The 12,694-nt window shown below is 63.3% G+C and carries 12 protein-coding genes and 1 riboswitch; of the genes, 4 read left to right on the forward strand and 8 right to left on the reverse strand.

Annotated features, from left to right (window positions below; translation table 11 throughout):
* The first annotated feature begins 84 nt into the window (after positions 1–84).
* The gene (locus EJ075_RS03940) at positions 85–798 is read left to right on the forward strand and encodes a GntR family transcriptional regulator (protein WP_126103451.1); all 714 of its coding nucleotides are present in this window, start codon (positions 85–87) and stop codon (positions 796–798) included.
* Between the two features lie 180 nt (positions 799–978).
* Here EJ075_RS03940 and EJ075_RS03945 read toward each other — a convergent pair whose 3' ends face one another.
* The 8 genes from EJ075_RS03945 to EJ075_RS03980 form a co-directional block, all read right to left on the reverse strand.
* Positions 979–1,527 carry a HupE/UreJ family protein gene (locus tag EJ075_RS03945; protein WP_206437531.1) on the reverse strand — a complete coding sequence of 183 codons (549 nt, stop codon included), beginning with the start codon at positions 1,525–1,527 and terminating at the stop codon, positions 979–981.
* Positions 1,528–1,618: 91 nt separating this feature from the next.
* Positions 1,619–2,137 carry a hypothetical protein gene (locus tag EJ075_RS03950; RefSeq protein ID WP_095483790.1) on the reverse strand — a complete coding sequence of 173 codons (519 nt, stop codon included), beginning with the start codon at positions 2,135–2,137 and terminating at the stop codon, positions 1,619–1,621.
* Between the two features lie 2 nt (positions 2,138–2,139).
* The gene (locus tag EJ075_RS03955; RefSeq protein ID WP_095483789.1) at positions 2,140–3,348 is read right to left on the reverse strand and encodes an agmatinase family protein; all 1,209 of its coding nucleotides are present in this window, start codon (positions 3,346–3,348) and stop codon (positions 2,140–2,142) included.
* A gap of 12 nt (positions 3,349–3,360) precedes the next feature.
* The gene (locus tag EJ075_RS03960; protein ID WP_126103452.1) at positions 3,361–4,170 is read right to left on the reverse strand and encodes an ATP-binding cassette domain-containing protein; all 810 of its coding nucleotides are present in this window, start codon (positions 4,168–4,170) and stop codon (positions 3,361–3,363) included.
* Positions 4,167–5,018, reverse strand: a complete 852-nt coding sequence (locus EJ075_RS03965) for an ABC transporter permease (protein WP_164547257.1) — start codon at positions 5,016–5,018, stop codon at positions 4,167–4,169. Before EJ075_RS03965 ends, EJ075_RS03960 begins: the two co-directional genes overlap by 4 nt.
* Before the next feature lie 63 nt (positions 5,019–5,081).
* Entirely contained in the window at positions 5,082–6,146 is a 1,065-nt protein-coding gene (locus EJ075_RS03970) for a putative urea ABC transporter substrate-binding protein (protein WP_126103453.1), read from the reverse strand.
* Positions 6,147–6,246: 100 nt separating this feature from the next.
* A riboswitch (guanidine-I (ykkC/yxkD leader) is annotated at positions 6,247–6,361 on the reverse strand.
* Between the two features lie 208 nt (positions 6,362–6,569).
* A complete protein-coding gene (locus EJ075_RS03975; RefSeq protein ID WP_126103454.1) occupies positions 6,570–8,324 on the reverse strand; it encodes an adenylate/guanylate cyclase domain-containing protein in 1,755 nt (584 codons plus the stop codon).
* A gap of 133 nt (positions 8,325–8,457) precedes the next feature.
* The gene (locus EJ075_RS03980) at positions 8,458–9,150 is read right to left on the reverse strand and encodes a GntR family transcriptional regulator (RefSeq protein ID WP_206437532.1); all 693 of its coding nucleotides are present in this window, start codon (positions 9,148–9,150) and stop codon (positions 8,458–8,460) included.
* 300 nt (positions 9,151–9,450) lie between these two features.
* Here EJ075_RS03980 and EJ075_RS03985 point away from each other — a divergent pair, with 300 nt between their 5' ends.
* The 3 genes from EJ075_RS03985 to EJ075_RS03995 are packed head-to-tail and all read left to right on the forward strand — an operon-like array spanning position 9,451 to position 12,669.
* Positions 9,451–10,578, forward strand: coding sequence for a BMP family ABC transporter substrate-binding protein (locus EJ075_RS03985; RefSeq protein ID WP_126103456.1), 1,128 nt, complete (start codon positions 9,451–9,453; stop codon positions 10,576–10,578).
* A gap of 58 nt (positions 10,579–10,636) precedes the next feature.
* Positions 10,637–11,743 carry an ABC transporter permease gene (locus tag EJ075_RS03990; RefSeq protein ID WP_245458173.1) on the forward strand — a complete coding sequence of 369 codons (1,107 nt, stop codon included), beginning with the start codon at positions 10,637–10,639 and terminating at the stop codon, positions 11,741–11,743.
* A complete protein-coding gene (locus EJ075_RS03995) occupies positions 11,743–12,669 on the forward strand; it encodes an ABC transporter permease (protein WP_126103458.1) in 927 nt (308 codons plus the stop codon). Before EJ075_RS03990 ends, EJ075_RS03995 begins: the two co-directional genes overlap by 1 nt.
* Positions 12,670–12,694 lie beyond the last annotated feature (25 nt).

A 12,694-nucleotide genomic window follows, 5' to 3' on the forward strand; every position in this document is an offset into this window, starting at 1 on the left:
ATGCAATCTTTTTTGGGATCGTATTCACTTTGGCCCTCGTGCACGCGACCCGATTCAGGGTAGAAAGGTGCAGGGACTACCATCATGAATATAGCCGACCAGACTTTCCCTGCTGTCGACAATGCCAACGAGGACCGCGCCCAAGCGATCCGCGACCAGTTGCGCGACGCGATCGTCGATCGCCGGCTGGCGCCCGGAACCAAGCTGTCCGAAGGCGAGGTCGGCACTCTGTTCGACGTCAGCCGCACCGTGGCGCGCGCGGCGCTGCAAATGCTCTCCTTCGAAGGGTTGGTGCGGACCGAGCGCAATCGCGGCGCCTTCGTCGCCAATCCGTCGCCGGAGGAAGCGCGCCAGGTTTTTGCTTCGCGTCGGCTGATCGAGCCCGGCATCGCGATCGCCGCGGTTGGGCGCATGACGCCGGCGCATGTCGTTGCCTTCAAGGCCCAGCTCGATGAAGAGGGCCGCTTCATTGCCGAACGCGGACCAAGCGCAAGACGGTCGGAGATCAAGGCCTCGGGCGATTTTCACCTGCTGCTGGCGTCGGTCGCGGGAAACGTCATCCTCCAGCGTTTCATGGAGGAGCTGGTGGCGCGTTCATCGCTGGTGATCGCGCTTTATGGCCGCTCGGGCGTCTCGAGCTGTGGCCACAGCGAGCACATGAACATCCTCGAGGCGCTGGAAAATGGCAATTCCGAACGCGCCAGCGCACTGATGCTGCACCACATCGACCATATCGAGGCCGACCTCGATCTCCGCGTCAGGAGCGGTCCGGCACTCAGGCAGGCGCTCGAGTTCTGACGGTCATTCCGGAGGGACGCGAAAGACGCGCCCCTCAAAGCCGTTCGGCACGGGTTTTCAGGATCTGGTGCAGCATGTCCCGAATGCGCCGCAGCCTCGTCAACCATCTCTGGCTCATCTGCTTTCCAGTTCTGTTTGCCCACCGCGCGCCGGTTGCTTCACTCGGAAGAGGTCCCTTACTCAGAAGGCTTGGACCGCCATCGCCATTCCAGCCAGCGAGGTGGCGACACCCGCGGTGCGGACCGTCGTCGGCCAACGGGCGAGCGTGAGGACGGACAAGACCCCGATCGCATGCAGCATCGATGTGCCGAGCACGAAGCCCGCAGCGTAGGCGATGCCGCCGGCGCTCTCGGGAATTTCGAGGCCGTGGGCATTGCCGTGGAAGAGGCCGAACAAGGCCGTCAGTGCAGCCGCGGCAGCAAGCGGCAGAGGTCTGGCAAGGCCGATCATGGCGCCGAAGACGACAAGCGACAGCGCGATGCCGGTTTCAAGGGAAGGCAGGCCGATGCCGGCCATGCCGAGCAAGGCTCCGGCGACCATCGCCGAGACAAAGAACAGCGGCACAAGGGCAATGCTGCGCCCGCCGGCGCGGGCGCCAATCATGCCGACCGCGACCATGGCGAGCAGATGATCCATGCCGAGGAGCGGGTGTTCGAGGCCGGCGAAAAGGCCGTGGACGTGAAGGCCGCCGCTATGGGCAAACGCCAGCGACGGTGTGAGGGCGGCCATAGCTGAAAGTGTGCCAAGTCTTGCTAGTGTTTTCATGCCTGCGAATGTTTTCATGGTTGTACCTGTTCGATGAGAGTGACGGGTTCTGGTTTCAGTGCCCGGGAACGGTGAATTGCGAAGCGGCGGAACGGTCCGCGAGAGCGCGCGCCGCGGCGAAGCCGAGAGGCTTTTGCTCACTGCCATCGTGATAGATGAAAGCGAGGCGGCGGCGGTGCGATGTCAGGCGCGCCGGCAACGGGTGATAGGCGACGCCGGTGCCGCCGACGAGCGGCATGACCGCGCCGACATCGACCAGATCCTCGGTCTCGACGCGCAGCAGATGAAGCCGCACGCCGTCCGCCCTCTCACCGACAAACGGTATGCCGGCCAGACGTAGAAAGCTGGACGGGTCCGGCGCCCGCGCAAAGCCTTCGAGGAAAGCGGATTCGACAAGATCGAGGTCGACCGTCGCTGGATCGGCCGGCGGCTCGTGAGCCTGGTCCGGCAGGTGCGGCGTCTGCCATTGCAGCGGCTTGCCCGCGGGCCCGTTGTGGCCGAGCGCGTGCGGATGGTCGTGGTGATGGTGGCCGTCGCCATGGTCGTGACTGTGGTGGTGGTGATCGTCGTGCATGGTCAAAAACTCACCGGTTTGTCGATGATCGATTTATGCTTGCCGAGATTGCCGTGAGCGACCATCGAGCCGAGCGCCTCGACGACGACCCGCACGCCGAACAGCGCTGTGATGTCCGACGTGTCGTAGGGCGGCGAAACCTCGACCACTTCCAGCCCGCAAATGCCCGGCGCCGTCACCAGCCCAAGCAGCTTGAGCGCCTCGCGCGGCAGGAAGCCGCCCGGCTCAGGCCAGCCCGTGCCCGGCACGAAGCCGCAGTCGAGGCTGTCGACGTCGAAGGAGATGTAGACGGCGTCGGTGTCTTTCCATGCGAGCTCGAGCGCGATTTCCGCCGCCTTCTCAAGCCCCATCTGCTCGATGTCGGCAATGGTGAGCACGTTGGTGCCGCGTTTCCTCGCTTCGGCGACGCCGTAGCGGGGAACCTGCCAGCCGCCGATGCCGAGCTGCACGAGATTGGTCGCCGAGACATTCGGCAGGTTGGTCGCCCAGTACCAGGGCGTGGTGTGCATGCGCTCGTCGAGATCCTTTTCCTGGATGTCGATATGGCGGTCGAAATGGATGATGCCGATGCGTTTCGAGGTCACGTCGGCGATGCCGCGCACGCAGGGAAATCCAATCGAATGGTCGCCGCCAAGCATGATCGGCAGCGCGCCGGACGAGGCGACATGGCTGACGCCCTTGGTGATCTGGTCAAAACTCTTTTCGAGATTGGCGGGAATGGTGAAGACGTCGCCGGCATCGCACAGCGTCATCTGCTCGCGCAGGTCGACACCGAGCTCGTAGTTGTATGGCGTGTAGAGCGCCGAGATGCGACGAATGCCTTGCGGGCCGAAGCGGGTCCCCGGCCGGTAGGTGGTGCCGCTGTCGAAAGGAATGCCGATGACGGCGGCATCATATTTGCCGACGTCGCGGACGTTCTCGACATAGGGCGCCTTGAGAAAGGTGTTGATGCCGGCGAAATGCGGCAGCTCGCCGCGCGCGAATGTCGGGATCGACTTGTCGACGATCGACTCCGATCCCGGCAGGCCCATGTCGAGCGCCCATTGCTGCTCCTTGCGCCAGCCGCTTTCCGGCAGCTTTCCCTCGGCCTCGATCGACTTCCAGCCCTGCGTTCCGCGGGCATCGAAATCCGGGTGGTGGAAGCGTTCCCTTGCCTCCCGAGCGACGAGCCCTGCCCGGCGGTGGCTGCGTTCGGGGATATTTCTGAACATACACGGTCTCCGTTACGACGCCGTCGTCGCCATTGCTGTATCCGGCCGGGTCGTCCCGACCATCGCGGCCACCTTGGCCAAGTGATGAGAGGAAGCCCGGGTCTTGCGATCGAGCCTCAAGTCGTAGGTGATCGTCGCGCCATAAGCCGACGGAAACTGCGGATCGTGGCGCACCTTGTCGAAGACCAGCACGCGGGTGCCGAGCTTGAAGGCCTCGCCGATATCGTGGGTGACCATCACCACCGTCATGCCGTGCTCGGTCCAGAGCTCGGTGAGCAGCTCGTGCATCTCGACGCGGATGCCCGGATCGAGCGCACCGAACGGTTCGTCGAGAAGCAGTATCTGCGGCCGGCCGAGCAAGGTCTGCGCAATCGCAAGCCGCTGCTGCATGCCGCCGGAGAGCGATGCCGGATACAGGTCGCGCGCATGGGCAAGCCCGACCCGTTCCAGCATGGTCTCGGCCTCTTGCCTGGCGTTTGCGCGCCTGGCGCCGAAGACGCGGCCAAACGGCCCGCCCGAGCGAAAGTCTTCGACCAGCTGCAGGTTCTGGATGGCGGTCAGATGGGGAAACACCGAATAGCGCTGAAAGACGATGCCACGCTGCGGCGTCGGCTCTGGGACGATCGGGCCATCGCCGACGATGACGACGCCACTGCTCTGCTGCTCCTGGCCGAGCAGGATGCGCAGGAACGTCGATTTTCCGCAGCCGCTGGCGCCGACCAGCGACAGGAATTCGCCGGCTTCGGCAGTGACGTTGACCCGCTCGAGCACGCGGGCATCGCCGTAGCTCTTTTCCAGCCCATGGACGACGATGCGGCTCATCTGGCCTCCACGGGATGCGCCCAAGGGGAGACCGCCCGCGACAGCCGCACCAGCAGCCAATCGGTGATGACGGCAAGCAGCGTGATCCAGGCGACATAGGGCAGGATGACGTCCATCGAGAGATAGCGGCGGACGAGGAAGATGCGGTAACCCAGCCCTTCGGTCGAGGCGATGGCTTCGGCGGCGATCAGGAACAGCCAGGCCGGCCCGAGCGCCAGCCGCACGCAAGTGATGAGGCGCGGCATGACTTGCGGCAGCACCAGCCGCAAGACCATGGTCCAGCTGTTGCCACCAAGCGTCTGTGCCTTGGCCACCAGTTCGGACGGCAACTCCATCACCCGGTTGGCGATGTCGCGCACCATCACCGGCGCGACGCCAAGGGCGATCAGCGTGATCTTGGCCGTTTCGCCGAGGCCGAGCGCGATGAACAGGATAGGCAGCAGCGCCAGCGGAGGGATGACGCAGACGACGGTGACGAAGGGCAGCAGGAAGGCCCGCACCCGTGGAATGAAGCCGATGGCGACGCCGAGCGAAAGCGCCGCGAAGGTGGCAACACCCACGCCGGCGAACAGCCTGAGGAGACTGGCATAGGTGTCGACCCACAGGATGAGATCGCCCGAGCGTTTGTCCGGAACCGTGGCAAGGTCAAGAAAGGCCGACCACATCTGTGCCGGCGAAGGCAGCAGCTTATCGCTGGGATTGACCGCCAGTCGTTGCGCCGAGGCGATCAGATAGGCGATCGCCACGAACAAGAACGGCAAGCCGCCGAGGAACAAGGCGCTGCCGCGCGAGACCTTCGCATTGATCATGCGAAGGCGCACCTTCGGCCTTGGCCGGGAAGGACGCATGCCCTCCCCGCCCGTTTCGGAGACTGTATTCATGTCGCTCGGTCCCCTGGCCAACATGTCGTGTCAGGGCGTTGCGGTTGCGGCCTCGGCCATAAAGGCTGGATCGAAACGCAGCTTGACGTTTTTGGCGTCGCCCAGCGTGGATCCGTCGGGAAAGCTCATGCCGATCACGTCGACACTCGCCGCGTTGGTGCCGAGAATGCCGTGGCTGAACAGGAAGTTGCGGACAAGATCCATCGTCTTCGGCAATTCGGCGCCGTTGGTGAACTCGACCGCCTTGGCAGGGTCGAAGAACATCGCCGTCGAGGCGAGCTGCGCGTCGAAGCCGGTGAGGTCCGTGCCGGACGCCTTGGCCATCTCCTCCTTGGCTGCCTTGCCTTCCGGCGTGTCGGAGGTCATCAGGTCCATCGCTTCGTACCATGCGCCGACAAGCGCCTTGCCCAGCGCTGGATTGTCCTTCAGCGTCTCGGTGTTGACGACCATCATGTCGATGATCTCGCCGGGAATCTGCGAGGAATCGAACACTTTGCGAGCACCCGGCATGGCGGCGATCTCGGAAACCAGTGGGTTCCAGGTGACGACGGAGGTGACGTCGCTGGTGCCATAGGCGGCGACCATGTCGGCGTCGGATGTGTTGACGACGGTGATGTCCTTCTCGGCGAGCTTGACCGTGTCCAGCGCCCGCGCCAGCAGGTAATGCGAGACGGAGAGCTCGACGAGATTGACCTTCTGGCCGGCAATATCGGCGAGCGCGGACTTGTCCTTGAGGATCACCGCATCATTGCCGTTGGAGAAGTCGCCGATGATCACGGCGGTGGTGTCGACGCCGCCGCCAGCGGGGATCGACAGCGCGTCCATGTTGGTCATCGAACAGCCGTCGAAGCCGCCGGCGGTGTACTGGTTGATGCTTTCGACATAGTCGTTGATGCGGGTGATTTCGACATTGATGCCGTATTTGTCGGCCCATTTCTTCATGATGCCGCTGTCTGAGAGATAGCCCCACGGCATCCAGCCGACATAGATCGACCAGCATATCTTGAAGTCTTTCTTGGGCGCCGCGTCGGCGGCGGAAATCATGGGAAGGCTGAGTGATGCGGCTAGGATGATTGCGGCCAGCTTGCGAAGCATTGCGTACCCCTGTTCGCGATCCGGATTGCGTCCGGACTTTATGTTGGGGTTTACGGAGCGCGCATCCGGGAGAGGTTCGCGCCAGCAAACCCGTGCAGGGTTCTCCCGGGATTTTGGCCCGCCGTGTTCCGCCGGATGCCTCAGTGCACCCCTGGCGGTCGCATCTCTTGGACCAGCACCGCTTTGTCGCGGCCGGAACCCTAGACGCTCTGCACATCACCAACGATGCAAGGAGCATGCCAATGCCGAATTATGCCAAAAGGCCGGCATCTGTGGGCCTGTGCGGCTTCGAGCATTCGCACGAGTGACGCGAAAATCATCGCATCGCCGACGGATTGGGCAGTTTGCCTGATTGCTAGTGGTCCCGCTTGACATAAGAGTCCGACGGGAGATTCTCTTTGACGCGTGCGACTCGATGCCTACTCACTGGGGGAGGCCAGCGAGACGGAGGCTCTCAGCGAGGTATTGGACGTGCGGACCACGCTGGGCGGTTATCTCTAGCCAGGTCCTCACAGTAAAGCTTGGGCTTTCCGCCAGTATGCCTGCCACCACCCGTCGCGCTTCTTCAACTAGCCCGAGGCGAGCGTACGAGGCGGCGAGCACCCGCCGCACGAATGGAGGAGGTTCTGGATGTTCTCGCATGGCGCGGAGAGACCATTCCAATGCCATCTCGTGCCTTCTTGCCGCAAGGTGGCACTCAGCAATCGAGGCATGAAAAAGGTACAACAGCGGGTCGAACGGGCTCAATCGCATTGCCCTTTCCAAAGAAGGGATCCCATCAAGTCCGATCCAGGAAGTCACCCAACCTTTTGCTGCCCAGGCCTGTGCGGAATTATGGTCGATTGCCAACGAGCGCTCGATCAGCTCGAGAGCATGTTCATGTTCGTGTACGACACTTGCGAGCGCCGTAGCGGATGCCCACAGTACGGCTGGATCTTCCATATCGAGCTTGAGCGCTTCCCTGGCAAAACGAACACACAACTCCTGCTGGTCGGGCCGCCAAGAGTGCCAACCCGAATTCTTGCTGAACATCAAAGACCAGGCCGCCATCGCGTAGGCATACGCATAAGAAGGATCGACGGCGGTTGCTTTTTGAAGGAGATCGTGGGCGATTGCACTCCTTTCGGGCGACCCTGACCAGGCATGCGGCAGGGCACGCAGAACAAAGTCGTAAGCAGTCAAATCTTCGGTTCGCTTTCGCGACGTGCGATCGATTTCCGCTCGCTGAAGCTTCGGAGCGATCGCACCGACCACGCTCTGGGTCACCCCATCTTGCAGTTCGAATACGTCTTCGAGACTGCCATCGAAGCGATCAGCCCAGACATGATTCCCGCTTTCCGCCTCGATGAGCTGTCCCGTGATCCTGACCCGATTGCCCGCCTTGCGGACACTCCCTTCCAGCACGTAACGCACGCCGAGTTCGAGCCCGACCTGCTTCACATTGACCGCTTTGCCTTTGTAGGTGAAACTCGAATTCCGCCCGATCACGAAGAAGCTGCGCACCCGGGACAGCGCCGCTATGATGTCCTCCACCATGCCGTCGCTAAAATACTCCTGCTCCGGATCGCCGCTCATGTTAGTGAACGGCAGAACGGCAATCGACGGCTTGTCGGGAAGCGCCAAGGCAGGCCGCGCCATCGCCGCTTCGCGGTCCGGCCGCAGTCGGTAGATCCGCACCCGCTCGGCGATGTTCTTGAGTTGCTGCTCGCCGAGATCATCGAATCCGAGCTTCACCTTGCCCCGGACGTGGTTGAAGACAGTGCGAGAGACGACGATGCTCCCAGCATCAGCCAAGGCCTCGAGCCGAGCCGCGATGTTGACTCCATCACCATAGAGATCGCCGCCTTCGACCATCACGTCGCCCAGGTTGATTCCGACGCGCAGCACAATCCGGGAATCTTGGGGCACGTCGGCGTTGGCAGCTGCCATCGCGTTCTGGAGCTCGACCGCGCATTGGACAGCATTCACGGCGCTGGCAAATTCCACCAGCACCCCGTCACCCATCAGCTTGACGATGCGGCCATTATGCTTGGCGAGCAGTGGCTGTAGGATGTCTTTGCGACGGGACTTGATGGCAACAAGGGTCCCAGCCTCGTCCCGCTGCATGAGGCGGCTGTAGCCGACCACATCGGCTGCCAATATCGCAGCAAGGCGGCGTTGGACGCGTTCTTCTGCCATGTCATGCATCAGCCTTCGGAGGCCCACGGGACCGGGATTGTATTGGGGGCCACGCTGCGAGTCCATTGGGCGAGAGTCTGCGATGGAGTGGGTCGGAAGACGTCTTCCACGTCGGGTACCGAGCGTCAGATTTTCACTTGTAGGAAGACACTCCGATCGAAACCGTCGCCGGTTTCATCGGGTCAACCGCGGCAAAGACGGCGCTCGCCTCGCTGACGATCGAAACATGATCCTTGGCTGCGTTTCCCGCGGCTGCGCCGTCACCGCGCATGATCGCGGTAACGATGACGTCGTGTTCCTGCCAGGATTTGGCCAGGCGGCCCGGCAGCATGAATTGCGCGCGCCGGAACGGCGCCAGCCGGCTGCGCGTCATGACGGTCAGTTCATAGATGTGCTTGCTGTGCGCGCCGCGATAGAGCCGGGTGTGGAACTCGGTGTTGAAATACTCGTAATCCTCCTCCGCAGTCAACTGCACAAGGCGCGCCGATGCCTGATGCTCGACCTCGAGCGCGCGGCGCTCGCCGGCGGTCATGCGCTCGGCCGAGAACCGCGCGCAGATCGCTTCAAGCTCGGCCATGCTCTCGAACATCGAGGCGAGATGCTCCTGCGTCACCACGGCGACGGTGGCGCCCCGGTTGGGCCGCCTTTCGACCAGCCCCATGGCGCTCAGCCGGCCAAGCGCCTCCCTGACGGGGGTGCGCGACACGTCGAAGCGGGCAGCCAGCGAGGCCTCGTCGAGCTTTTCGCCGGGGCGCAGGAAGCCGGTGACGATCCGGTCGCCGATCGCCCTCACCATCTGATCGACGGTCGTGCCCGACCTGATCAAGCTGCGCTTCCCCGACAATTCTCCTCCGTCCAGTCTGTTCACGGCTATGCGGCAAGCGGCCCGCCGGCCAGTTTCGACTCGGGCGCGCCTCTCTATGCCTCCATTTTAATCTACATGTCAAACTGGCTATTTGAAAGGCAAAAAGTGTATGCAATTGCCTTTCGCTTGGGCAGGGTTGTTCGGCACATCCACTGATTTCATTGAATAAAATTTATCTTTTAAACTGGCACACAGATTGCATGCACTTTTGAGAGAAGGGAATTAATCGACCCGGAAAAGGGTCCAACAGGGAGCATTCACATGACCGAGAGATTCATGCTTAGCCGCCGCGATCTGCTCAAGACCTCCGCCGCCGGAGCGGCGCTCGGTCTGGCCTCGGCGTCATTTCCGATCAGCAGGGCGTTCGCCGCGGCCGCCACTGTCGGCTTCATCTATGTCGGGCCAAAGGACGACTACGGCTATAACCAGGCGCATGCCGAAGGTGCCGCGACATTGAAGGCCATCGAGGGCATCTCCGTTGTCGAGGAGGAGAACGTCCCCGAGACGGTCGATGTCCAGAAGACGATGGAATCGATGATCAACCTCGACGGCGCCTCGCTGATCTTCCCGACCTCCTTCGGCTATTTCGATCCGCACATGCTGGCAATGTGCGCGAAATTCCCCGAGGTTCAGTTTCGCCATTGCGGCGGCATGTGGAACAAAGACAAGCATCCGATGAATGCCGGTTCCTATTTCGGCTATATCGGCATGGGCCAGTATCTCAACGGCGTCGCCGCCGGTCATGCCACCAAGACCAAGAAGATCGGTTTCGTCGCGGCAAAACCCATTCCGCAGGTCCTGCTCAACATCAATTCCTTCCTGCTTGGCGCACGCTCGGTCGATCCGGCCATCACCTGCCAGGTGATCTTCACCGGCGAATGGTCGCTGGCCGTCAAGGAGGCGGAAGCCACCAATGCGCTGGTCGATCAAGGCGCCGACGTCATCACCTGCCATGTCGACAGCCCGAAAGTGGTGGTCGAAACGGCGGCGGGGCGCGGCGCCTTCATCTGTGGCTACCACGCCAACCAGAGCCCGCTGGCGCCCGAAAAATATCTGACCGGCGCGGAATGGAACTGGGCAAAAGTCTACAAGATGTTCGTCGACGACCTCATGGCCGGCAAGCCGCTGCCCAATTTCACGCGCGGCGGACTGGCCGACGGCTTCGTCAAGATGAGCCCGCTCGGCCCCGCCGTCAGCGAGGCGGCGCGCGCGCAGTTCGACGGCACGCTCGCCGAAATGATGAAGGGCGGCTTTTCGGTGATCAAGGGGCCGTTGAAGAACAACAAGGGCGACGTCGTCGCAACCGAGGGCCAGACCTTCGTCGAGGCCGCGATCGAGCTGGAAAGCATGGACTATCTCGTCGAAGGGGTCGTCGGCTCGACCGCTTGAGCATGGATCGGAGACGGGGGCCATGGCAGACACCGTGAGCAGCGCGGGCGCGCCAGCGATGTTCGGCGCCAAAAACTATCCGGCGGCGGTCGAATGGATCGCACGGCGGGCGGAAGCCTTCGTTATCCCGCTCGCGGCGCTGATCGTCGGCATGGCCCTGTTCAGCCTGTTCATCGCGCTGGTCGGCAAGTCGCCCGTGCAGCTCTATGAAACGATGTGGCGCGGCGGCTTCGGCTCGTGGTTCTCGATCCAGAACTCGCTGTCGCGGGCCGCACCCCTGCTGCTCGCGGCACTCTGCGTGGCGCTGCCGGCCCGGCTCGGCCTCGTCGTCATCGGCGGCGAAGGCGCGATCGTGCTGGGCGGCGTTGCCGCGGCTGCCATGGGCGTCGCCACCAGCGGCGCGCCCGCCTTTTTCGTTGTTCTTGCCATGGGCGTGGCGGGCCTGGCCGCCGGCGGCATCTGGATCGGTGCCGTCGGCGCGCTACGCCACTACCGTGCCGTCAACGAAACCATATCGAGCCTTTTGATGGCCTATATCGCCATTGCCCTGATGAACCATCTGGTGGAAGGACCGCTGCGCGATCCCGCCTCGCTCAACAAGCCCTCGACCGAGCCGCTGGCGGAGGCCTACCGCATCGGCAACATTCCGGGCATGGACGTGCATTGGGGCCTCGTCGTCGGCGTCATCGCCTGCATTCTGTCCTGGCTGCTGATCGAAAAGACCCGCTGGGGGTTCGCCGCCCGTATCGCCGGCGGCAATGTCAGGGCGGCCCAGGTGCAGGGACTTGCGGTCGGACCGCTGATCGTCGGTTTCACCGCCCTGGCCGGCGGCTTTGCCGGCCTTGCCGGCATGCTGGAAGTTGCCGCCGTGCAAGGCAGCGCCAACGCCTCGCTCGCCGCCGGATACGGGTATACTGGTATCCTCGTCGCCTTCCTCGCCCGCCACAATCCGCTCGCCATCATCCCGGTCGCCTTCCTGCTTGGCGGCATCGAGGCCTCCGGCGGGCTGATCCAACGCCGCATGGACCTGCCCGACGCCACCGTGCTGGTGCTGCAAGGCATGCTCTTCGTCGTCATCCTGTTCAGCGAAACGTTCTACGGCCGCTTCAAGGCCTTCAATCCCGACCTCTGGCAGAGGCCAGTTCTTTTGAAGGGGACTGCGTGATGGACTCGACCGAGATCGGCCTCTGGGGCGTTCCGCTCGCCATGCTCGGCGGCGCTATTCGCGTGTCGACGCCCTTCATCTTCGTGTCGCTGGGCGAAGCCATCACCGAGCGTTCGGGGCGCATCAACCTCGGCCTCGAAGGCACGCTGGTCTTCGGCGCGATGACCGCCTATGCCGTGGCGGTGATGACCGGCTCGCCATGGCTCGGTCTGCTGGCCGCCGCAGCCGCCGGTCTTTGTTTCGGCCTGTTCCACGGCTGGATCTGCAAATTCCGTGGGGTCAACGACATCGCCATCGGCATTGCGCTGATGCTGTTCGGCTCGGGTCTCGCCTTCTTCTTCGGCAAGCCGTTCATCCAGCCCTCGGCGCCCGACCTGCCGGCGATCCCCTTTGGCGGCTGGTCCGATGTTCCGCAGGTGCAGGCGGCGCTCAACGTCAACGTGCTGTTCCTGATCGGCGCAGCACTTGCCGTGTTCCTGTGGTGGGCTTTCCGCAACACCCGCGCCGGTCTGATCCTGCGCGTGGTCGGCGACAGTTCCGACGCCGCGCGCGCCATGGGCCTCAACCCGAACACGGTGCGCCTCCTCGCCACCGGCCTCGGCGGCGCGCTGGCCGGAATCGGCGGCGCCTACCTGTCGCTCTACTATCCCGGCAGTTGGACCGAAGGCATTTCGTCGGGCCAGGGGCTGATGGCGGTGGCGCTGGTCATCTTCGCGCGCTGGAACCCGCTTGGCTGCTTTGCCGCCGCGCTATTGTTCGGCGGCGCCGGCGCGCTTGGGCCGGCGCTGCAATCGGTCGGCGTCACACAAGGCTACTATCTATTCTACGCCGCACCCTACATTCTCACGCTCATCATCATGATCGCCACCTCGTCGCCGAACCGTTCGCTCGCCGGCGCGCCGGGCGAACTGTCGATCACCAAATGACGTTTCCAGACTGGAGTTTTGCTCA

This window comes from Mesorhizobium sp. M6A.T.Cr.TU.016.01.1.1 (assembly GCF_003952585.1).
Classification (GTDB): Bacteria; Pseudomonadota; Alphaproteobacteria; order Rhizobiales; family Rhizobiaceae; genus Mesorhizobium; species Mesorhizobium mediterraneum.

Coding starts and splice junctions, on each gene's coding strand:
- EJ075_RS03940 (WP_126103451.1), top strand. CDS start 85: ATGAATATAGCCGACCAGACTTTCCCTGCTGTCGACAATGCCAACGAG.
- EJ075_RS03945 (WP_206437531.1), bottom strand. CDS start 1,527: ATGGCCGCCCTCACACCGTCGCTGGCGTTTGCCCATAGCGGCGGCCTT.
- EJ075_RS03950 (WP_095483790.1), bottom strand. CDS start 2,137: ATGCACGACGATCACCACCACCACAGTCACGACCATGGCGACGGCCAC.
- EJ075_RS03955 (WP_095483789.1), bottom strand. CDS start 3,348: ATGTTCAGAAATATCCCCGAACGCAGCCACCGCCGGGCAGGGCTCGTC.
- EJ075_RS03960 (WP_126103452.1), bottom strand. CDS start 4,170: ATGAGCCGCATCGTCGTCCATGGGCTGGAAAAGAGCTACGGCGATGCC.
- EJ075_RS03965 (WP_164547257.1), bottom strand. CDS start 5,018: ATGCGTCCTTCCCGGCCAAGGCCGAAGGTGCGCCTTCGCATGATCAAT.
- EJ075_RS03970 (WP_126103453.1), bottom strand. CDS start 6,146: ATGCTTCGCAAGCTGGCCGCAATCATCCTAGCCGCATCACTCAGCCTT.
- EJ075_RS03975 (WP_126103454.1), bottom strand. CDS start 8,324: ATGGCAGAAGAACGCGTCCAACGCCGCCTTGCTGCGATATTGGCAGCC.
- EJ075_RS03985 (WP_126103456.1), top strand. CDS start 9,451: ATGACCGAGAGATTCATGCTTAGCCGCCGCGATCTGCTCAAGACCTCC.
- EJ075_RS03990 (WP_245458173.1), top strand. CDS start 10,637: ATGTTCGGCGCCAAAAACTATCCGGCGGCGGTCGAATGGATCGCACGG.
- EJ075_RS03995 (WP_126103458.1), top strand. CDS start 11,743: ATGGACTCGACCGAGATCGGCCTCTGGGGCGTTCCGCTCGCCATGCTC.